The 20909-nt window shown below is 63.5% G+C and carries 22 protein-coding genes; 5 read left to right on the top strand and 17 right to left on the bottom strand.

Annotated features, from left to right (window positions below; genetic code table 11):
* Positions 1-27: 27 nt before the first annotated feature.
* Both AC3IYG_RS00425 and prlC read right to left on the bottom strand, forming a co-directional pair.
* Positions 28-303: a YheV family putative zinc ribbon protein gene (locus AC3IYG_RS00425; protein ID WP_489311761.1), complete on the bottom strand. Its 276-nt coding sequence runs from the start codon at positions 301-303 to the stop codon at positions 28-30.
* On the bottom strand, positions 300-2348 hold the full coding sequence (gene prlC / locus AC3IYG_RS00420; protein ID WP_489311760.1) for an oligopeptidase A: 2049 nt from the start codon (positions 2346-2348) through the stop codon (positions 300-302). Before prlC ends, AC3IYG_RS00425 begins: the two co-directional genes overlap by 4 nt.
* A gap of 133 nt (positions 2349-2481) precedes the next feature.
* On the opposite strand from prlC, the gene AC3IYG_RS00415 reads away from it, so the two are divergent.
* Positions 2482-3054: a gamma carbonic anhydrase family protein gene (locus tag AC3IYG_RS00415; RefSeq protein ID WP_489311759.1), complete on the top strand. Its 573-nt coding sequence runs from the start codon at positions 2482-2484 to the stop codon at positions 3052-3054.
* Here AC3IYG_RS00415 and AC3IYG_RS00410 read toward each other — a convergent pair.
* The 9 genes from AC3IYG_RS00410 to AC3IYG_RS00370 form a co-directional block, all read right to left on the bottom strand.
* On the bottom strand, positions 3035-4414 hold the full coding sequence (locus AC3IYG_RS00410) for an efflux transporter outer membrane subunit (protein WP_489311758.1): 1380 nt from the start codon (positions 4412-4414) through the stop codon (positions 3035-3037). The two genes, AC3IYG_RS00415 and AC3IYG_RS00410, sit on opposite strands and share 20 nt — an antisense overlap.
* Before the next feature lie 13 nt (positions 4415-4427).
* Positions 4428-6380 (bottom strand): ABC transporter permease, encoded by a 1953-nt coding sequence (locus AC3IYG_RS00405; protein WP_489311757.1) that lies wholly within the window; start codon positions 6378-6380, stop codon positions 4428-4430.
* Positions 6374-7546, bottom strand: coding sequence for an efflux RND transporter periplasmic adaptor subunit (locus AC3IYG_RS00400; RefSeq protein ID WP_489311756.1), 1173 nt, complete (start codon positions 7544-7546; stop codon positions 6374-6376). The genes AC3IYG_RS00405 and AC3IYG_RS00400 overlap by 7 nt, the downstream gene beginning before the upstream one ends.
* A 49-nt stretch (positions 7547-7595) precedes the next feature.
* Positions 7596-7931 (bottom strand): DUF3325 domain-containing protein, encoded by a 336-nt coding sequence (locus tag AC3IYG_RS00395; RefSeq protein WP_489311755.1) that lies wholly within the window; start codon positions 7929-7931, stop codon positions 7596-7598.
* The gene (locus AC3IYG_RS00390) at positions 7931-9592 is read right to left on the bottom strand and encodes a PepSY-associated TM helix domain-containing protein (protein WP_489311754.1); all 1662 of its coding nucleotides are present in this window, start codon (positions 9590-9592) and stop codon (positions 7931-7933) included. Before AC3IYG_RS00390 ends, AC3IYG_RS00395 begins: the two co-directional genes overlap by 1 nt.
* Positions 9589-9849, bottom strand: coding sequence for a DUF3649 domain-containing protein (locus AC3IYG_RS00385; protein ID WP_489311753.1), 261 nt, complete (start codon positions 9847-9849; stop codon positions 9589-9591). The genes AC3IYG_RS00390 and AC3IYG_RS00385 overlap by 4 nt, the downstream gene beginning before the upstream one ends.
* A gap of 236 nt (positions 9850-10085) precedes the next feature.
* On the bottom strand, positions 10086-12551 hold the full coding sequence (locus AC3IYG_RS00380) for a TonB-dependent siderophore receptor (protein WP_489311752.1): 2466 nt from the start codon (positions 12549-12551) through the stop codon (positions 10086-10088).
* A gap of 110 nt (positions 12552-12661) precedes the next feature.
* Positions 12662-13624 carry a FecR domain-containing protein gene (locus tag AC3IYG_RS00375; protein WP_489311751.1) on the bottom strand — a complete coding sequence of 321 codons (963 nt, stop codon included), beginning with the start codon at positions 13622-13624 and terminating at the stop codon, positions 12662-12664.
* Complete coding sequence (locus AC3IYG_RS00370) at positions 13621-14142, bottom strand: sigma-70 family RNA polymerase sigma factor (RefSeq protein ID WP_489311750.1); 522 nt, start codon at positions 14140-14142, stop codon at positions 13621-13623. The genes AC3IYG_RS00375 and AC3IYG_RS00370 overlap by 4 nt, the downstream gene beginning before the upstream one ends.
* A 163-nt stretch (positions 14143-14305) precedes the next feature.
* Between AC3IYG_RS00370 and AC3IYG_RS00365 the strand changes: the two genes are divergently transcribed.
* Positions 14306-14950, top strand: coding sequence for an HAD family hydrolase (locus AC3IYG_RS00365; protein WP_489311749.1), 645 nt, complete (start codon positions 14306-14308; stop codon positions 14948-14950).
* A 67-nt stretch (positions 14951-15017) separates the two neighbouring features.
* On the opposite strand, the gene AC3IYG_RS00360 is transcribed toward AC3IYG_RS00365, so the two are convergent.
* Entirely contained in the window at positions 15018-15251 is a 234-nt protein-coding gene (locus AC3IYG_RS00360; RefSeq protein ID WP_489311748.1) for a DUF1161 domain-containing protein, read from the bottom strand.
* Between the two features lie 233 nt (positions 15252-15484).
* Complete coding sequence (locus AC3IYG_RS00355; protein ID WP_489311747.1) at positions 15485-16555, bottom strand: aminopeptidase; 1071 nt, start codon at positions 16553-16555, stop codon at positions 15485-15487.
* Between the two features lie 85 nt (positions 16556-16640).
* Between AC3IYG_RS00355 and AC3IYG_RS00350 the strand changes: the two genes are divergently transcribed.
* Both AC3IYG_RS00350 and AC3IYG_RS00345 read left to right on the top strand, forming a co-directional pair.
* The gene (locus tag AC3IYG_RS00350; RefSeq protein ID WP_489311746.1) at positions 16641-17063 is read left to right on the top strand and encodes a PA0061/PA0062 family lipoprotein; all 423 of its coding nucleotides are present in this window, start codon (positions 16641-16643) and stop codon (positions 17061-17063) included.
* Positions 17064-17108: 45 nt separating this feature from the next.
* Entirely contained in the window at positions 17109-17522 is a 414-nt protein-coding gene (locus AC3IYG_RS00345; protein ID WP_489311745.1) for a PA0061/PA0062 family lipoprotein, read from the top strand.
* Between the two features lie 18 nt (positions 17523-17540).
* Here the strand turns inward: AC3IYG_RS00345 and AC3IYG_RS00340 are convergent, their stop codons facing one another.
* The 3 genes from AC3IYG_RS00340 to AC3IYG_RS00330 form a co-directional block, all read right to left on the bottom strand.
* Complete coding sequence (locus AC3IYG_RS00340) at positions 17541-18536, bottom strand: LLM class flavin-dependent oxidoreductase (RefSeq protein WP_489311744.1); 996 nt, start codon at positions 18534-18536, stop codon at positions 17541-17543.
* Between the two features lie 254 nt (positions 18537-18790).
* Positions 18791-19012, bottom strand: coding sequence for a DUF1161 domain-containing protein (locus AC3IYG_RS00335; RefSeq protein ID WP_489311743.1), 222 nt, complete (start codon positions 19010-19012; stop codon positions 18791-18793).
* Between the two features lie 161 nt (positions 19013-19173).
* The gene (locus tag AC3IYG_RS00330; RefSeq protein WP_489311742.1) at positions 19174-19389 is read right to left on the bottom strand and encodes a dodecin; all 216 of its coding nucleotides are present in this window, start codon (positions 19387-19389) and stop codon (positions 19174-19176) included.
* 137 nt (positions 19390-19526) lie between these two features.
* Here AC3IYG_RS00330 and AC3IYG_RS00325 point away from each other — a divergent pair, with 137 nt between their 5' ends.
* Positions 19527-19850, top strand: coding sequence for an ElaB/YgaM/YqjD family protein (locus tag AC3IYG_RS00325; RefSeq protein WP_489311741.1), 324 nt, complete (start codon positions 19527-19529; stop codon positions 19848-19850).
* A gap of 9 nt (positions 19851-19859) precedes the next feature.
* Here AC3IYG_RS00325 and AC3IYG_RS00320 read toward each other — a convergent pair whose 3' ends face one another.
* Entirely contained in the window at positions 19860-20744 is an 885-nt protein-coding gene (locus AC3IYG_RS00320) for a LysR family transcriptional regulator (RefSeq protein ID WP_489311740.1), read from the bottom strand.
* Between the last annotated feature and the right edge of the window lie 165 nt (positions 20745-20909).

Here is a 20909-nt window from a genome sequence, read left to right as displayed (position 1 = left end):
TTGGGCATCGCTGCGCTGCGCACCAACCTACGGCTTCTTCAATTTCGGATTGGGAAAGAACTGCACCGCCTGCACCTTGGGATCGGCGGCTTTGGGCTGCTCCTTGCTGACCCGCGTACCGAGCTCCTTGGGCACCGACTGGCCCTGTTCGTTGAGGGTGTCGGCATAACCGCAGCCCACGCACTCACGGTGCGGCACACCATCCACGTCCCACATCTGGATCTTGTCCATCTCGCTGCAGGCCGGGCACACGGCACCGGCGATAAAGCGTTTCTTGCCGACATTCAGTGGGGCGTCGCTCATGCTGCCTCCGCACTCAGGCCGAGGTGGCGCAGCAGCGCGTCGATCGACGGCTCGCGACCACGGAAGTCGACGAACAGCTGCATCGGCTCCTGGGAACCGCCACGCGCCAGGATCGCCTCGCGGAAGGCGCGACCGGTATCGGCATTGAACACGCCTTCTTCCTCGAACCTGGAGAACGCATCGGCGGACAGCACTTCAGCCCACTTGTAGCTGTAGTAACCGGCCGCGTAACCGCCGGCGAAGATGTGCGCGAAGCTGTTGGGGAAGCGGTTGTACGCCGGTGGGCGCATGACCGAGACCTCGGCGCGGATGCCTTCGAGCACCTCCAATACCGTGCGGCCGTCACCGTGAGTGGCGTGCAGTTCGAAGTCGAACAGCGAGAATTCGATCTGCCGCGCCATCATGAGCCCGGACTGGAAGTTCTTCGCCGCCAGCATCTTGTCCAGCAGGTCCTGTGGCAGCGCTTCGCCGGTTTGGTAGTGGCCGGAAATCAGCGCCAGGCCTTCCGGCTCCCAGCACCAGTTTTCCATGAACTGGCTCGGCAGTTCGACCGCATCCCAGGCCACGCCGTTGATGCCCGAGGCCCCGGCATGTTCGACACGGGTCAGCAGGTGGTGCAGGCCATGGCCGAATTCGTGGAACAGGGTGGTGACTTCATCGTGGGTCAGCAGCGCCGGCTGCTCGCCCACGGCAGGCGTGAAGTTGCACACCAGGTTGGCCACCGGGCTGATCAACTCGCCAGCGGCGCTGCGGCGTTTGTCGCGGGCGCCGTCCATCCAGGCGCCGCCGCGCTTGTTGGCGCGGGCATAGAGGTCGAAGAAGAAGCGCCCGACGTGCAGGCCGTTTTCCTTGATCTCGAACAGGCGCACGTCCGGGTGCCAGGTGTCGAAGCCTTTCAGTTCGGCGATTTCGATGCCATAGAGCTTCTGCACGATGGCGAACAGGCCGCTCAATACGGTGTCGATCGGGAAGTAGGCGCGCAAGGTTTCCTGGGCAATGCTGTAGCGCTGCTCGCGCAGCTTCTCGCTGTAGTAACCGACGTCCCAGCTTTGCAGATCGCTGCAACCCTGTTCGGCGGCGAACGCCTTCAACTCGCTCAGATCACGGGCGGCGAAGGGTTTGCCGCGTTGCGCCAGGTCGCGCAGGAAGCTCAGCACCTGCTCGCTGCTGTCGGCCATCTTGGTCGCCAGGCTCAGCTCCGAGTAGCTGGCGAACCCGAGCAGCTTGGCCAGCTCCTGACGCAGGTCGAGGATCTCGGCCATCACCGGGCCGTTGTCGTGCTGCCCGGCATTCGGGCCTTGATCGGAGGCGCGGGTGCAGTAAGCCGCATACACCTCTTCGCGCAGGGCGCGGTCGTTGGCGTAGGTCATCACCGCGTAGTAGCTGGGGAACTCCAGGCTGATCAACCAGCCATCCAGTTCCTTGGCCTGCGCGGCTTGGGCCATCTGCGCTTTGGCGGAATCGGTGAGGCCATCCAGCGCCGCTTCAGCGGTGATGTGCTTGGTCCAGGCCTGGGTGGCGTCGAGCAGTTGGTTGGAGAAACGGCTGCCCAGCTCGGAGAGCTTCATCTGGATCGCGCCATAACGCTGCTGCTCGGCGGCCGGCAGGTCGATACCGGACAGGCGGAAGTCCCGCAGGGCATGTTCGAGAATGGTCGTCTGCGCCACCTCGAAGCCGCTCGCGGCGGGGCTTTTCGCCAACGCCTCATAGGCCTGGAACAGCGCGCGGTTCTGGCCCATTTCGGTCCAGTACTCGGACAGCTTGGGTAGGCAGGCTTCATACGCCTGGCGCAACTCAGCGCTGTTGCACACGGCGTTCAGGTGGCTGACCGGGCTCCAGGCCCGGCTCAGGCGCTCGCCCTGTTCATCCAGCGCCAGCACCAGGCCATCCCAGGTCGGGGTGGCGGGTTGCTTGGCCAACAGCTCGGCAAGCGCCGCACGGCCCTCGGCCAGTAGCGTATCGACAGCCGGCTCGACATGCTGCGCACGAATGGACGAGTAGGGCGGCAGGTCGAAGGATTGCAGTAAGGGGTTGTTCTCGCTCACGGCGGCTCACCTGTTTGGACATGTATGGAGGTTCTAACCGGCTCGGGCGAATACGGCTGCGGCCAGTTTTCAGAACAGAATGGCCGTCATCTTAATTACAATCGCGGCTTACCGCAGCTCAAGAGGTTCTATCGTGGCGATTCGTACTTACCAAGGCATCACGCCCTCGCTCGGCGAACGGGTGTTCGTCGATGCCTCGGCCGTGGTCATCGGCGACGTCCAGTTGGACGCGGACAGCTCGGTCTGGCCGCTGACGGTGATCCGTGGCGACATGCACCGCATCCGCATCGGCGCACGCACCAGCGTGCAGGACGGCAGCGTGCTGCACATCACCCACGCCGGGCCGTTCAACCCGGATGGCTTCCCGCTGATCATCGGCGACGACGTGACCATCGGCCACAAAGTCATGCTGCATGGCTGCACGGTCGGCAGCCGCATCCTGATCGGCATGGGGTCGACGGTGATGGACGGCGCGGTGATCGAAGACGAAGTGATCCTCGGCGCCGGCAGCCTGGTGCCGCCGGGCAAAACCCTGGAAAGCGGCTTTCTCTACGTGGGGAGCCCGGTGAAACAGGCACGACCGCTGACCGACAAGGAACGCGCCTTCTTCACCTACAGCGCCGGCAACTACGTGAAGCTGAAAGACCTGCACATTGCTGAGGGCTACGCGGGCTCAATGCCAAGCCTTACAGCGGCTGTGGACTGACTCGCCAGCCGCCACCCAGCGCGCGGTACAACGCCACACTGGCTTGCAAGCGTGCCAGCTTCAGCTGTGCAGCCTGGTCCTGGGCGGCGAACAATGTGCGTTGGGTGTCGAGCAGGGTGAGCAGGGTGTCTGCGCCGCTGCGGTAACGCGATTCGGACAGGCGAAATGCCAGCTGCGCCTGATCCAGCTCGTCGTTCTGCGCCTGCTGCTGGGCTTGCGCGCCGGCCACGCCGTTCAGCGCGACCTCAACGTCGGCGAACGCAGCAACAATGCTGCGCTGGTAGCCGGCCAGCAGTTCTTCCCGCCGAGCCACAGCCAAGTCATGTTCAGCGGCCAATCGCCCACCGCTGAAGATTGGCGCCGTCAGGGCCGAGGCCAGCGAGTAAAGCGGATCAGAAAATACGTCGCCAACATTTCCGGCGCTGCCGCCGACCGTGGCAGTCAGGCTCAGGCGTGGCAGCAGGGCGGCGCGCGCGGCCAGTACATCGGCATCGGCTGCAGCCAATTGCGCCTCGGCCTGCGCGATGTCCGGGCGGCGGGTAATCAACTCACTCGGCAGCCCGGCGTCAACCGTGGGCACCCCCAAGGTATCCAGCGCGACTGGGGTTAACGCCAGGCTGCTGACGTGTTGACCCAGCAACAGTGCCAACGCCGTTTGGCTGTCGCCGACTTGCTGACGCAGGTCGGCCAGGGTGCGACGTTGTGCTGCCACCACGCCACGCTGCTGAGCCAATTCCAGGCTGGTAGCGGCGCCGGCGCGCTGACGCGACTCGACGGTTGCCAGCACCCGCTCGGCGTTCGCCAAATTGAGAGCGGCGATGCGCAACCGCTCGCTCAGGCCAACACTCTGCAGCCAAGTGCTGGCCACGCTGGCGGTGAGGGTCAGTTGCACGGCGGCGCGATCAAATACGCTGGCGTTCAAAGCGAATAACGCACTGTCGCGGCTGGCGCTCAGCCGGCCCCACAGGTCGACCTCATAATTCGCGGCGACGCCGGCGCTGTAGCGATTGCCGTCAACATCGGCATTGCCTCCGATGCGCCCTTCACGGCTGGCAACGAGGTTAGCGTCCAGTTGCGGCAGCAACAATGCGCCGGCCTGACGGGCACTGGCATCGGCTTGGCGCACGCGGGCCATGGCGGCGGCGATGTCGTAGCTTTGCGTCTGCGCCTGGGCGATCAAGCGGTCCAGTTCGGCGCTGGCGAAGTCGTGCCACCAGCCTTTTGAAACGGCCACGGCCGCGCTGCTTTGGGCAAACGCCCATTGCTCCGGCGGCTGCGGAGGGCGACCGCTGGCAGGGGGCTTATTGCTGCAGCCGAGCAACATCAGCAGCGCGGCCAGGGGCCAGATTTTAGTGCGCATGCGGGCCGTCATCCTATTCCGCCGCCAACGCTGCGACTGGATCAAGCGCCGCCGCGGTCTTCGCCGGCAGGTAACCGAACAACAGCCCGGTGGCGACTGCACAGGCGAATGCCGCGAGCATCGCGCTGAGGGAAAAGATCAGCGGCACATTCCAGAAGATCAGCCCCGCCCCCACCAGCAGCCCAAGTAGCACGCCGATGCTGCCACCGACCAAAGTGACCAGCACCGCCTCGCCGAGGAACTGGCGGAGGATGTCGCGCTGGCGGGCGCCGGTGGCCATGCGGATACCGATTTCGCGGGTGCGTTCGCGCACGGTCATAAGCATCACGTTCATTACCCCGATGCCGCCGACCAGCAGCGATACAGCGGCGATCAGCCCGAGCATGCGGGTCATGCTGTCCTGGGTTTCGGCCTCGCTCTGGACCTTGGCCGCGGCGTTGTCGACGTCGAAATCCTCACGGCCGTGGCGCGCCAGCAAAAGCGCGTGCACCGCCTCGCCGGCGGCCTTGACCTGGCGGGTGGAGATGGCCGTGAGGGTGGCGTACTCGGGTTCGAGAATGTCCTGGTAAACCCGCGCGCGACCCGCGCGGTAGGGGATGAAGACCATCTCGTCGTAGTAGTCGGCGCCCGACTCCTTGCCCTTCTCGGCCATCACGCCGATCACCTCGAAGGGCGCATCGCCAATCAACAACTGCCGACCGAGCGGGTCCGGCACGTCGCGGAAAAACATCTGCCGGGCTTTGTGCCCAAGCACCACCACCGGCGCCAGTGACTGGTCTTCGCTGGCATTAAAAAAGCGCCCAAGGGCCAGCGACCAATGGTGGATGCCGGGCAATTGTTCGTTGCTGGAATACACGTAGATATCGCGCGAGACATTGCCGTACTGCACCGTCAGTTGATTGCCGATCACGGCGGTGGCCAGGGCGACTTCCGGCAATTTCGCCACGGCGTCCAAGTCTTCTTCGCTGAGCACACCCCAAGGCCCGCCTTCCGGAGGCTGGGCGCTGTAGAGGTAAAGCGTGGTGGCGCCCATCGAGGCCAGCTGCGCCATCACCCGCTGCTTGGTGCCCAGACCGATGGCGAGCATGACGATCACCGAGGCGACGCCGATGACGATACCGAGCAGGGTCAGCGCCGTGCGAAAGCGATTCAGCCACATAACCCGCCAGGCCGAACGCGCCAGCTCGTCGAGGGTATTCCACCAGGGCAGGCTTTGAGCGCGCCCAGCCTCAGCCATGTCCGGCACGGGCAGGGCCTGCGCCGAGGACACTGCGCCACTGTCGCCGACAATCTCGCCGTCGCGGATCTCGATGACACGCTGCGCCTGCGCCGCCACGTCGCGGTCGTGGGTGATGAGGATTACCGTATGCCCGGCTGCGGCCAGCTCGCGCAGCAGCGCCATGACGTCCTGGCCGCTGTGCGAGTCGAGGGCACCGGTCGGTTCGTCGGCGAGGATGATGCGCCCGCCATTCATCAATGCACGGGCTATCGACACGCGCTGCTGCTGGCCACCGGAGAGCTGGCTGGGGCGATGCTCCAAGCGTTCGCCCAAACCCAGGCGCTGCAATAACGCAGTGGCTCGCTCGCAGCGTTGCTCGGCGGGCAGGCCGGCATACAGCGCGGGGATTTCGACATTCTCGCGGGCCGATTCGGTGGCGATCAGGTGGTAACCCTGGAAGACAAAACCGAACGCCTCGCGGCGCAGCCAAGCCAGTTGGTCGGCGTCCAGTTCGGCCACATCGCGGCCGGCGAAGCGATAGCTGCCGGACGTGGGGCGGTCAAGGCAACCAAGCAAGTGCATCAGCGTCGATTTACCCGAGCCCGAGGCGCCGACAATGGCGACAAACTCACCGGCGGCAATCGACAGGCTGACGCCGCGCAACACCTCGACTTCCGGTGCGCCATCGACACCGCCGTAGCAGCGGCGGATAGCGCGCAGTTCAATCAATGCCGCCGCGCTCACCATTGAAATCTCGGCACCCGCGTATCCGGCAATTCGGCGGTTACCAGCCGCTCGTTTTCACTGAGGCCTTCGAGCACTTCGGCAAGCTGGCGACTGCGGGCGCCGATGCGCACCTCGCGCGGCTGCGCGCGACCTTTATTGTCCAGCACGCGAGTACGGTACAACCCGGGCTGGCCTGTCACCGGTTGCAATGCGTCCAGCGGCGCGACGAGCACGTTATGGGCGGCCGCCGTGATAAACGCCACCTGGGCGGTCATCTGCGGCATCAGCTCACCGTCCTGGTTATCCACGTCGAACAGCACGGTGTATTGCACCGCCTTCACCGCGGCCGGCGCCGCCACCGCCTCACCGCTGGCGGCGGGCGGCAGTGGTGGCGCCGGCAGCACCTGACGGATCGTTCCGGGCCAACGACGGCCGTCGCCACCGAGGGTGGTGAAGTACAGCGCCAGGCCCGGTTTGAGCAGACGGATATCGGCTTCGGAAACCTTGGTCCAGGCCGTCATCGCGGCGAGATCGGCGATGCGCAGCAAGGTCGGCGTCTGGTAGGTGGCGTTGAGCGTCTGCCCCTGTTTGACGTCGATACCCAACACCGTACCGGAGATCGGCGCATACAGGCGGGTGTAGCTCAGTTGCGCTTCGTTGCCCTTGAGCCGCGCTTGGTTTTCGGCGATCAGGGCGCGCAATTGTTTGAGCTTTGCCTGCGCCGATTTCAGCCCGGCGGTGGCGACCTGCACATCTTCCTCGCGGGTGGCTTCATCCTTGGCCAAGCGCAGCTGGCGCTGGCTTTGCTGCTGGGCCAGATCGAGCTGTGCCTGTTGTTCTTCCAACTGCGCACGCAGGCCAGCGAGGGCAGCACGATCAGCCTCGACCGCAGCCTGGTGCAGGCTGGCATCGATCTCGGCGAGCAGCTGACCTTTTTCCACCTGATCGCCGGCCTCGACGTGCAACCGCGTGACCTGGCCGGACACCTGCGCGCCAACGTCCACCGACTCCCGCGGCTGCAAGGTACCGATGGCGACGACTGTCGCTTCGATATCGCCGCGGACGACATTTTGCGTCGCGTAACCCGGCCCGGGCTCGCCCTGTGATAGCCAAACCAACGCTGACACCAGCAACAACATGAGCACCAATAAACCACGGCGCAGAAATTTACGGGGTGGAAAACTCATACACAGCTCGTCCTTGAACACCAACGGATCATCCGACACGCCAGCACAATCACCACAAAATCGCCGGCACACTCGCGAGCAACGCCAACCCCATCAGCAGGGCCGCAGCCTTTGGCCGATAGGGCAATAACAGCACCAGCAGCAAGCCGCCGGCAGAGAGCAAACCCAACCAGATCACCACGCCAACCGCCGCCCCCCAGGCCTGCACACAGGGCCAAACGGCCAAGGCTGCCAGCAACCAACCGGCTATGCGTAAACCCCGTTGCACGCGGGGCGATTTACGCCCCCAAACCTGTTGGTAATGACGGTCCATACCCAGGCACAAACCGGCCATGCCGGCGTAACACAGCGCACCAGCCAGCACGATGGCGAGAGCAACACTCATCAACTCACCTCCGCTTCGGCAGCACGCTCAGCGGCCGCCGGTTGCCGACGCGGCTTGCCCTTGGCGGCTGCTTGGCGGCTCTTCAACAGCACACGCCGTGCCGCCCATAGGCTCAGCCCACCCAGGGCAATGGCCACCAACTCGACACCTGCACGCTCACCATCGCCACGCCGCAGGTAGCTGACGAACTGGTCACCCACCACCAGCCAATTGAGCACTGGCAGCAGCAGGCAGAGGGCGGCGGTAGCCAGTAATTGTTCGATCCAGGCGCGGGCCGCTGGACGTAAAGCGGTATGCACAAAGGTCAGCAGCCAGACGCCAAAGAACGCCGCGATTTCCCATTCCGGGCGCGCGCTGATGCCCAGCGGGATCAGCCGATTGGCCCAGAAGAAGGCGATACACGCCAGGCTCAGACCGGCGATTGAGCCGATGTTGAGCACCTCAATCACCCGATAAACCTGCGGCGTGCGTGTACCGAACTCATACAACGAGCGCTGCCGGCGTTTGACCATAAAGAGGATTGCGCCGGTGGCCATCATCGCTGCGCCAGCCAGGCCGCAGATGAAGTACAACCAGCGCGCGGCATATCCACCGAACGCGGCGAAGTGCAGGTTGGCCATTACCGATTGCACATCCTGGGCAGCGCCACCGCGCCGCTCGCCGGGCATTTGAATATCGCCCTGAACACCACTCACACCGTCAAAATGCACACTGCCGGCACCGTCGCCGAGCAAGCGATATTCGCCGCTTTTTTCGATAACGCGGCCGAAGGTTTGCACCGCGGCACTGCGGTCGTTCGGGTGCTCGACGCTGACAAAACTTACCGGCCGCTGCAGCTGTTCTTCACTGCGCACCAGCAGTACATCGAGCGGCGTTACGGGCGCGGCAATGCCGGTCTCCTCGCGCGGTTCTGGCTGGGTCAGGAGGTCGGCGAAGTAGGCTTCGTCACTCTTGTAATGCACGGCAATGCCCGCCGGCATGTACATGGCGTAAAACGTCGCGAGCCCGGTGTAAGCGATCATCAACTGGAACGGCAGGCTCAGCACCGACACCGCGTTGTGCGCGTCCAGCCAACTGCGCTGACCTTTGCCAGGGCGAAAGGTGAAGAAGTCTTTGAAGATGCGTTTGTGGGTAATTACCCCGCTGACCAAACCGACCAGCATGGCCATGGTGAAGAAGCCGACCAACCAGATACCGGCCATGCCACCGTGAAACTCAAAGTGCATGTGTACAAAGTGGTGGCCGCCTTCGCTTTCACGCTCCAGCGCGGCGTCGACCGGCTTGCCGCTGAGAGCGTCGATGCGCAGGTCGTGAAACTGCTCGTTGGCGTCCTGCCAGAACAGGCGCACGGCTTTGTCGGTGTCATTCGGCAGGCCGATGCCCCAGGAGTGCGCGCTAGGTTGATGCTCAGTCAAAAACGCCTGGCCCAAACGCACGGCTAACGGCCGGTCAACGCCATCATCCATGCCGTTGATCGCGGTGGCCTGCGGCAGTTGCGGTTTCATCCAGCGGCTAATCGCCTCATCGAACACGCCGAGCGAGCCGGTGAGAAAAATCACGAACAACACCCAGCACGCCCACAAGCCGCCCCAGGTGTGCAGCCACGCCATGGACTGACGCAGGCCCAACTTCTCTTCAACTACCTCTTCAACCTGACTCATGCCGCCGCCCTCCCCAGCCACCAGCCCAACACGGCGAGTACCAGCGCTGGCAGCAGCAAACCGAGCCAGGCGCGACGGTTGTTCTGCACCGCAAACACCCAAACGATGGCGCCGGTGTACACGGCAAAACTCGCCAGCGAGGCCGCGAGCACGGCCTGGCCCTTGGGCAACGGCACGACCGCGCCGAGGAAAATCACCGCCGCCGCCGCCAATGCATAGCCGCCGAAAATGGCCGCAGCCGAACGAGACAGGAGCATGAGCGCATGCCCACGGGAGGAAGAATTCGCTTTCATAAACAAGCCATCATCACGCTATGAAAAGAAAAACCGCCGGCAAAACCAGCGGCATGAGACTTGGCGGGCGAAAGGGAAAACAGGTTGCCCATAACCTAAAGACGGATGAGCGCGGGAAACCCCCCACTGCCTCTGCCATAAAGTTGTGACTGGATGTTTCATCCCCGCCAGCACTGCATCATAGCGCCGGCAGGCAACCATCAGAACTCCATGCGCAGGCCGAGCGTGGCGTTGCGTGGGGTGCCGTAGTAGCTGGAGGACGTACTGGTGTAGTACTCCTCGTCGAGCAGGTTGTTGAGGTTGAGTGTTGCAGTCAGGCTTTTGCTCAGCGGGTAACGCGCCATCACGTCGACCAAGGCGTAATCGTCCTGGGTGAAGCGCACGCCCAGCGGCCCCATGCCATCGCTGTAAATCTCGCTCTGCCAGTTCACGCCGCCACCGAGGGTCAGGCCGTTGCCGACGCTGCGCAGGGTGTAGGTGGTGAACAGCTTGGCGGTGTTTTGCGCGACGCTGGTGTTGAGCTTGTTGCCCTCGGCGTCCTGCACGATGTTGCGGCTGAAGCTGGCGCTGGCTTGCCAATCGACGGCCAGTTCACCGGACATTTCCAATTCAAAGCCGCGGGTTTTGGTACCGGATTGCGCACGGTAGGCCTGGTTGCCATTCGGGGCGAATAGGCCGTCAACTGCCACCGCGAGGTTGTCTTGCTTGATCTCGTAAAGCGCCAGGCCGAGGTTCAGGCGGCCATCGAAGAGGGCCGCTTTGCTGCCCACCTCATAACCCTCACCCTCCAGCGGATCGAGGTAGCTGCCATTCACATCCATATTGCTCTGCGGCTTGAAGATGCTGGTGTAGCTGCCGTACAGGGACCAGTTTTCATCGAGGTCGTACACCAACCCGGCGAATGGCGTGACCACACCGGTTTCGGTGCGTTTGTCGTTGGTGTCGGTTTCCGCCACGTCGTAGTAGTCGGTCTTGATGGTGTTTTCCCAGTCGCTGACGCGCGCGCCGAGGATCACCGACAACGCATCGGTGGCACGCAGACGAGTGCTGCCGTAGGCGGCGGTTTGTGCTTCGTGGTAGTCAATGCGGCTAGTAGCCGGAAGCGGCGGGCGCCCTGGGGTTTTGCCGTCCCAGTCATAGATATTCGGCACCGAACTGTCCCAGTCCGAGAACCACCACAGCGGATAGCCGTTGGTGCGGTAGTCGGTGTGCTGTTGGCTGTAGCCGAACACGGCATCGTGCTCACGACCAAACAGGTCGAACGCGCCAGATGCATTCAGGTCGAAGCTTTTCTGCACCGGCTTGGCTTCCCAGCGCCCGGCCCAGAGGTTGACCCCAGTACCGGTGGCCGGATCAGGGTTACCGCCAGCGGCGTAGCCGATCACTTCGTCGTATTCGTAGCGGCCCTGGTTGAGCGTCAGCTTGGTTTTCCAGCGCTCGGTCAGGGTGTGTTCGAGGATGGCAAAACCGGAGACGAAATTACGCTTGGAATAGGCCCAGGCGGCACCGGCGGAATCCGAACGGGACCAGTTGGCCAACGAGCCATCCTGGTTGTAGAGCGGCAGACCGCTGCGGGCGTGGTCGTCAAAGTCGTCAGATTGCGAGTCCATGCCCACTGTCAGCAGGGTGTCGGGGGGCAGGTCGGCCTCGACCACGCCGTAGAAGACCTTTTTGCGTTCGTTGAGGCGGTCGATATAGGACTCGTTGTCCTGGTAGGCACCGACAAAACGCCCGCGCACGTTGCCGCTGTCGGTCAACGGACCGCTGACATCCGCCTCGGTGCGCTGATAGTCCCAGGAGCCGCCTTTGACCGTGACGCGGCTCTTGAAGTCGGCAGTCGGGCGTTTGCGAATCATGTTCAGCGTAGCGCCGGGGGTACCGATGCCATTGGTCAAACCCGTGGCACCGCGAATGATTTCCACCCGGTCGTACAGCGCCATGTCATTGCTCTGGGCGGTAGAGCCGTGGTTGCTGTCGAGCAGTTGCACGCCATCGATCTGGTAGTTCTCGACGGCAAAACCACGGGAGTAAATGGTGCTGCTGTCCGAGCCGCTGTTACCGGTCTGGTTGATGCTCAGGCCGGGGGTCTGGCGTACTACGTCGTTCAGTCCGGTCAGGCCCTGGTCGTCCATACGCTGGCGGGTCATGACACTGACCGACTGCGGGGTTTCCCGAATGGTCAGCGGCAAGCCGGTGGCGGTGCCGGTAGAGCCGGTGGTGTAGGAACCGGAGCCTTCAGTCGTCGAACCCAAGCCAACGCCCGTTACGCGGGTGGCGTCCAACTGCATGGCACTGTCGCCCTCGGTAGGTGCCACTTGCAGCACGGCGCGATCAGCCTCGACAAAACTGGCAACCAGTCCCGTGCCGGCGAGCAAGCGACGCAACGCTTCGGCCGGCGTGTAGCGACCTTGCAGACCTGGGCTGTGTTTGCCGGTGGTGAGCTGCGCATCCACCGACAACAGGATGCCGGCGCTGCTGGCATAGCTGTTCAGGGCCTGGTCCAGGCTGCCGACGGCAATCGCGAAATGGCGCTGCTCCTGGCTCGCAGCATCCGCCGCCCAGGCGATGGTCGACAGCAATGGCGTGGCGGCCAGCAGGCCAACGAACAAGCCGTTGCGCAGGGATACGGCCAGCTGGGTGTACGAATGAAGGGGCTGTTGCGGCATTCCGGGAATCCTCTTGAGAATGCTTCTCGATAGTCTTTCAAGAGGTATCCCGAGCGACGGCGCAAAACCGACAACGGAAAATGGAATATTTTTTCTTGGAAGCAAAAAACCTAGACGCGGCCGCTCACCGAGACCCAGAAACGCGTCCGATAACGCACCGTCACGGGCAGGGTTTGTTGCAGAGTGGCGAGCACGCGGTCGCTGTCACCAAGGGGGAATACGCCGGTGAGCAACAGGCCGGCGACCTGCGGATCGCACTGAATCACACCAGGTCGATAGCGCTGCAATTCGTCGAGGAAATGGCCCAACGGCTGCCGTTCGGCAATCAAACGACCATCGCTCCAGGCAGCGGCATTGCGATTGGCAGGGCGAATTGGACCAATCTGGTCGGCGTTAAACCACAAGCCCTGGCCCATCGCTAAAGACTGATGACCAGCATGCCGTGGACTGATGTCCACGCCGCCGTCGTATAACTCTATACGGCTACCACCGGCGATTTCACGCACATCGAAACGTGAGCCATGGGCCTGAATATCACCCGCCGCCGTCTGCACAATCAGCGGCGCAGCTGCCGACGCGTGAGGGCCACTGGTCAACAGCAACTCACCGGCATACAAGCGGATACGCCGCTCATGTTGATTAAAACGAATATCCACGGCGCTACCGCTGTTGAGCACCAGGCTGCTGCCGTCGGCGAGTTGCTGGCGGCAAATTTCGCCGGCGCCGGTGCGCATATCGGCCAGGCTTTCGCGCCAGGGAAGCTGCTCGCTCGCCAGGTAGCCGCCACCACCCGTGAGCAGCAATACGCCGAGCAGTTTGAGCGTATCGCGGCGGCGCCGATCGGGAGCATCGCGCAATACCGCTCGCGCGGTGCGGGACGGCACTGCAGCCAAGGTGTTTTGCAGCTGCCCGAGGCGCTGCCAAGCGCGACCGTGCTCCGGGTCGGCCGCCTGCCACGCGAGAAATGCGGCATGTTCAGCGGGTTTCAGAGCGCCGTCCCAATGCAGCATCAGCCAGTGGCTGGCCTGCTCGACGATGGAGGCGCAAATCGGTGCGTCGGCGAGTTGGCTCATTCGCTGTACAACACTTGGTAGCAAGCCTGAATGGCGCGGGTCATGTACTTTTGCACGGAGCTGACACTGACTCCGAGGCGTTCGCCGACCTGCGCGTAACTCAACCCTTCGAACTGCACCAGCAGGAACGCTTCGCGCACGTTGGCGGGCATCAGGGCGAGCATCGCATCGATTTGCATCAGGGTTTCCAGAATCATCGCACGCGCCTCCAGAGAGGGCGTCTCTGGTTCCGGCAGATGGGCGATGCTGTCCAGATACGCCTGCTCGATACCCTGGCGCCGCCACTGATCAATCACCAGATGGCGGGCGATCTGCGCCAGGTAACTGCGGCTTTCCTGAGCGGCCGGCAGAGAACCCGTCACCAACAGGCGAAGGAAGGTGTCCTGGGCGATATCAGCAGCACGCTCCCGGTCACCCAAGCGCTTGCGCAGCCAGCCCTGAAGCCAGCCGTAATGGTCGCCATATAACCCCTGAACGCCCCGGCGCAGCAGCGCCGCCTCCGGTGATGAAGTAACCACCCTGTGTCCCCTGACTCGCTAACCAACATACAAATAATAATTATTCGCATATTAGGGCATAGGGGGTGGCTGTGTGAATCCCGCAGCGGCGGCCAGATGCAACCCGTAGGGTGCGCCGTGCGGCTATCATGTCCGTCCCGCAGCGCCACGATCCGTATTTGCCATGCATTACCAGAACATCCTTTTCGACCTCGACGGCACCCTGACCGACCCGCGCGAAGGCATCACCCGCTCGATCCAGTTCGCCCTGGCCAAGCTGGGTATCGACGAGCCGGACTTGCGCGCCCTGGAACACTTCATCGGCCCGCCGCTGCTGCAGGCCTTCATGCAGTTCTATGCCTTCGATGAAACCAAGGCCTGGCAGGCCGTGGGCTTTTACCGCGAGCGTTTCCAGGCCACCGGGCTGTACGAAAATCAGCTGTTCGCCGGCGTCGGCGAGCTGCTGGGCTTACTCCAGACCCAGGGCCGCTCGCTGTATATCGCCACCTCCAAACCACAGGTATTCGCCTGCGAAATCGCCCGACACTTTGGCTTCGCCCAGCACTTCAAGGTGATCTACGGCAGCGAGCTGGATGGCACGCGCACCGATAAAGTCGAACTGATCCAGCACCTGCTGGCGCAGGAACGACTGGAGGCCGCGCAGACGCTGATGATCGGCGACCGCAAGCACGACCTGATCGGCGCCCGCCGCAATGGCCTGGATTGCGCCGCGGTGGGCTATGGCTTTGGTAGCCATGAGGAGTTGCGGGCCGAGGCCCCGACCTATCACTTTCAGACCCTGAACGAACTGCACCAGGCCTTTCGCTAGGCTTCACCCTCGGCATCAACTTCGCAGCGGTGCGTACGGTTCACCCTAGGCACAGACATCACGTCACTCAGCTGCCGTTCTTCTGGTAGATGATCTTCTTCGTCCCGCCGGCGCAGCTGCCGACCACCATGTTCGGGTCATGCACCTCGGCATTGCTGACGATTTCCAGGGTGTAGCTGGTGACCCCGGCGGCCTGGATCTTGATTTCGATCTCCTGCTTGAGTGTTTCGCAGGCTATCGGGGCGGCCAACAACGGGGCAGCGAGCAGGCTACTCAGCACGGCAACAGCGATTAGTTTCATGGTGCGGCTTCCTGTGGTTGCGACATTCCTTGAGCGCCTCAGCATCAGCCTTGGCGAAGCGCCTGACCAGCCCTGGTCGCTATTTTCGCCGCGCAGGCAAAGGATTGGACTGAACGGCAAACCACTCGGTTCGCCTAAATATTCCAGGCCGTGGCCTGGTGTGGTTTCTCGGAGGAGCGGGTCATGCCCGCGAGCGCGCTTTCAAGCCAATACATCGCGGGCATGACCCGCGCCTACAGCGCCTGCAGGTCTTTCAGTGCCTGCTCGCGCTGGGCGGCGGGCAATGCTCCCAGCGCCTCGACTCGTGCATAGAAGCGCGGCCAGTCGCCATGCACCTGTCGGAACAGTGCCGCGAACGCCGGCACCCATTGATCATAGAGGCCGAAGGGCAGCAGCTTGGCGTTGTTCAGCGGGCCATCGACCCAACTGTCATAGCGGCCCACGCCGGCCCATTCGCGCGTGCGTAGCTGACGGTACTCGTTGCGCAAGCGTTCGAATTCGGCGGCTTTGCCACGGCGCAACTCGGCCTCGCTACGGCCGCTGGCATACAGGCTTTCCAGCCGCGCACGGCTGGCCAGCACCAGCGCGGTGAACTGTTCGCGCTGCCGCTCGCGGTTACCCGCCGGCACCGGCAAGCCGCGCTCGGCCCGCCATTGGCGCAGGCCTTCGGCCTCGACGAAGCTGGCATAGGACTCGTTGAAGGCCGTGTCGCCCGGCAGGTAGAAGCGCTGGTGCGCCAGCTCGTGAAAAATCACCGCGGCCAAGCGTTGGTCATCCCAGCGCAGCATGGTGTTGAGCAGCGGATCGTCGAACCAGCCCAGGGTCGAATAGGCCTCCACCCCAGCCACGTAAGTGTCCAGCCCCTGCTGCTTGAGCAACGCCGCCGCACCGCGCGCCCGGCTCTGCGCATAAAAGCCGCGATAGGCCACGCAACCGGCAATGGGAAAGCACTGGGTCTCTGGCAGCAGGGAGAACTCAGGGGTGGCGAACACATTCCAGACCACGAATGGCCGATCGAGGTCGGCGTACAGCCGATAGCTGCGGTTGTCCGGCAAGCCCAGGCGGGCGCTGGCAAACGCCCGGGCCGCTTGTGCCAGGGCCAGACGCTGACGCAGCAGCGGGTCGCGCGCGGGGTCGGCGAGCAACTCGGCGACCGGCTCGCGGCGCTGCAACAGCTCGAGCTGGCCCGTGAGCAGCTGCGCGTAATAACTGACGCTGGAGCAACCGCTCAGCCCTAGAGCGAGCAGCAAGGGAACCCAGCGCGGGTTTGGGGGGTCGAGTAACCAGGATAGGCAGCGCGGCATCGCGCGACCCTAGCGCATCTCAGGCAAGCGCTCCAGCAGCGGCTGCTATCCACCCCCACTGCCTGACTCAAGCCGGAGCCCCAGCATGCGCCCTTTGCTTCTCGCCACCAGCCTGCTCAGCCTCGGCGGCTGCGCCTTTCTGCCTTTTATGCCGACACCCGATCCGAGCCAGGCCTGGGTCGAGTTGCACACCGACGCCGCGAGTGAACTGCAGGCCTATCAGGTCGACGAAAAGCCGCTGGAGGATGACCGCTACTTCGAGGTCAGCCCCGGCCAGCATGAGCTGCAGGTGCGCTTCCAGTTCGCGGTCGACCCCAGCAATATCGGCCCCAACAGCCGGGCGCACCAACGCGACTGCCGGCTGGAGTTGAATTACCCGCAGTTCGCCGCCGGCCAACGCTATCGCCTGGAGGCCGGCAGCATCGGCTTCCGCCCTTGGGCCAAACTTTACGACGAGCGCAATCAACTGCTGGCGCGCGCCCGTGAGGCTCGTTGCGGCGGTGTCTAGGCGCAAGGGCTATGCTGGCTGAGAAGTATTCTCTACGAGACGACCATGCGCCACCTGCCTTGTTTACTCCTGACGCTCGCCCTCGGCGCCTGCGCCAGCCCACTGCCCAAACCCGACCCGCAGCAGGCCTGGGTCGATCTGTATGCCACTGCCGGCAACACACTGATGGCCGACAAACTCGACGACAAGCGCTGGAACGATGGCCGCTACTTCCAGGTCAGCCCCGGGCGGCATGAGCTGGAAGTAAGCTTTCAGTTCGAGATCGGCGGTGGCGGCGCACATGAGATGTCCGCCCCCCAACAGATCACCTGTCACCTGCGCGTACGCCATGACTTCGCCGCCGGCCAGCGTTATCGCCTGGAAGTGCGGCCGCTGGTGTCCAGAGCCCAAGGCTGGCTGTACGGCGCGCAGCGCACGCTGCTGGCCCGTGCTGAAGTGCTGCGTTGCGGGCCCTTCTGAGCCGCTGGCCAGCCGGCCTCAACGCAGCTCGGCGAGGATTTCGTAGGAGCGCAGGCGGTCGGCGAAATCGTACATGTCGCCGGTGAAGATCAGCTCATCGGCGTCGGTCTGCTCCAGCAGCAGCTCCAGCTTGGCGCGGATCTTCTCCGGGCCGCCGACCATCGCCAAACCGAAGAACTCGCCCACCGCCTGCTTCTCATGGGGCAGCCAGAGGCCGTCCATGCTTGGCACCGGCGGCTTTTGCAGCAAACTCTGGCCACGGATCAAGGCAAGAATCCGCTGGTAGGCGGAGGTCGCCAGATAGGCCGCCTGCTCATCGCTGTCGGCCGCGATCAGCGGCACGCCGAGCATCACGTAGGGCTTGTCCAGCACCTTGGACGGCTGGAAATGGTTGCGATAGACGCGAATCGCTTCGTGCATCATGCGTGGCGCGAAGTGCGAGGCGAAGGCATAGGGCAAACCCTTCTGACCGGCCAGTTGCGCGCTGAACAGGCTCGAACCGAGCAGCCACAGCGGCACCTCGGTGCCACTGCCAGGCATGGCGATCACCCGCTGATCCGCCGTGAGGGGACCGAGGTAGCGCTGCAGCTCTTCGACATCCTGCGGGAAGTCATCGGCACTGCCCGAGCGCTCGCGGCGCAAGGCGCGGGCGGTGTACTGGTCGGCGCCCGGCGCACGGCCCAAACCGAGATCGATCCGCCCCGGATACAGAGTGGCGAGGGTGCCGAACTGCTCGGCAATCACCAGCGGCGCGTGATTGGGCAGCATCACACCGCCGGCGCCGACGCGAATGCGGTGGGTGCCGGCGGCGAGGTAGCCGATCAACACCGCGGTCGCCGAGCTGGCGATGCCATCCATGTTGTGGTGCTCGGCCACCCAAAACCGCGTGTAGCCTAGCCGCTCGACATGCTGCGCCAATGCCAGCGAGTTCTGCAGGGCCTGCTGCGGCCCGCCATCGGCGCGAATCGGCGCGAGGTCGAGGGTGGAAATCCGGATGTCTGCGAGTCGTTTCATAAGCCTGTGGGTAACTCCTGAGTCATCGCCATCGCGCCAGAAATGGCGCAATACGGCGGCGATACTGGCTGGGCAAAGCTGCATTTCGTCTGGGCTGTGACTGTGCAATGGACGCCGAGAGACGCTGAACCGCGGTGCTTACCCGACTGCAACGCTGGGTCTTACTTTACTGTGCAATGGGCTGCGATGGTAAATCGCCGGCAATAAAAAGCCGGCGTCACCCGCGCGACGCCGGCTGCGACTAACGGCGCGGGTTAACCGCGCTTATAGACGATTTCCTTGCTGCCGGCGTCGCAACTGCCGACCACGGTCTTGTCCGTTACGCTGCCCTTGTCGACGATTTCAAGGCTGTAGGACGCGACACCTTTGGCTTTGAGCTTCGCATCGATTTCCGCCTTCAGCTCTTCGCAGGGTTTGGCCGCGAAGGCCGAGCCCGCCAGGCTGAACAAGCCAATGGCCACAATCAATTTCTTCATGGGTAACGCTCCCTCGTTGTGAATAACACCGCTCTATCGAGCAACGAATCGACGCCGATCCGGCGCCAAAACTCTAACCGGGTCGCATGACAGTTCACAGCACAGCCGGAACCGACGCGGTTCGCCCACTGGCGAAACCACGCTTGGCAAGCACGGCCGAATCAGCTGTCGCCGATACGGAAACCGACCTTGAGGGTCACCTGGAAGTGGCCGACCTTGCTATTGACGATATGCCCACGGGTTTCCAAGACTTCGAACCACTCCAGGTTGCGCACCGACTTGGCCGCTTCGGCCAAGGCATTCTGGATCGCTTCTTCGATGCTGGACTTGGACGAGCCGACGATCTCGATCAGCTTGTAGGTGTGATGGTCTGACATGAAGTTCTCCTCGTGATACTGAAAAGCCATGCATGTGCTTGAGGCCCGCCACCGGCGGTTACGTTCAGATTAGCTGCACTTTCTCGAATAACCGAAGTCAGACCTTCTAACCCCTACGCATCGGAAGGAGTGACCCAGTGGCTATTTTTGCCTCGCGGAAAAAATCCCTGCACAGCATCGAAACCGAGATCGAACATCTGATCGCCAGCCTCGACAGCCTGAAAAACGAGGTCGGCGAAGGGTCGCAGAAATCCCTGAAAAGCCTGCGCGCCAGTGCCGATCGCGTGCTCAGCCACTCGCGCGAGCTGCTCGGCGATGCCTATGCGGACGTCAAGGAGAAGACCTACCAGACCGGGATTGCCACGCGCGACTACAGCCGCGAACACCCGGTGGCCACCGCCAGTCTCGCAGTAGGCGTGGTTGCCCTGGCTGGCTACCTGCTGTTTCGCAACAAAAGCTGAGGCCGCGCGTCAGGCCAATTGCGCGGCCAGCCAACCGGCCAACTGCTCGGCCCGCGCACTGTTGGCCCGGGCCGGCACCCAGAGAGCCAACCGCGCCGAGGTTTCGACGAAGCCCCAGGGCGCCACCAGGCGACCGGCAGCCAGCTCATCGGCCACCAACTGCTGCGGCGCAATGGCGACGCCAAGGCCGGCCACCGCCGCCTCCAGCAGAAAATACAGATGCTCGAAACCTTGCCCGAGGCGCAATTCATCCTGCACCAGACCATTGGCCCTGGCCCATTGCGGCCATGCCTGGGGTCGCGACGCGGTGTGCAGCAGCGCCTCATCGAGCAGGCTCACCGCCGGCGCCTTGGCCAGCATCGGGTAATGCGCATAACGTGGGCTGAGTACCGGGCCGATACGTTCGGCCGCCAGCTCGAAAACCTGCATATCCGCCGGCCAAGGTGGCTCGGCAAACCACAAGGTGGCATCCAGCCCGGTGCGTCGCGGGTCGAGTTCACCCTCACTGGCCGAGAGTTGCAAACGCAGTTCCGGCAGCTCGCGATTGAGCCGATCCAGGCGCGGAATGAACCAGCGCGCCAGCAAACTGCCGGGGCAGGCGAGCACGAACGGCGCATCGGCATTTTGTCGCTTGAGCTCGGCACAGGCCGTGCGCAGGCGCTCGAACGCCTCACCACTGGCCTCGCGCAGGCGCAACCCGGCATCTGTGAGTTTTAGGCCGCGCCCGTCCTTGCTGAACAGGGCCAAACCCAGGTCTTCTTCAAGCAAGCGGATCTGCCGGCTTACCGCGCCGTGGGTGACATGCAGCTCATTCGCCGCCTGGCTTACACTCTGCAGACGAGCAGCGGCCTCGAAGGCGCGCAAGGCATTCAATGGCGGGAGGTCGCGAGACATGGCTTATCCGTGAGTTTTACTGACATGTTAGGGCAATCTTATCGCTTTTGCCGCACGCCACTCAGATTTATCCTGTGTGCATTGCTGTAGGAGCGGGCCATGCCCGCGAGCCAGGTTCGCGCCCATGGGGCACTCCTATAGATGCAGGGGCTGGCTGAAATCCAT

Source organism: Pseudomonas sp. KH_027 (assembly GCF_057838565.1).
The sequence above is the reverse complement of the archived record's forward strand: the minus strand, read 5'-3'. Positions and strand labels throughout refer to the sequence as shown.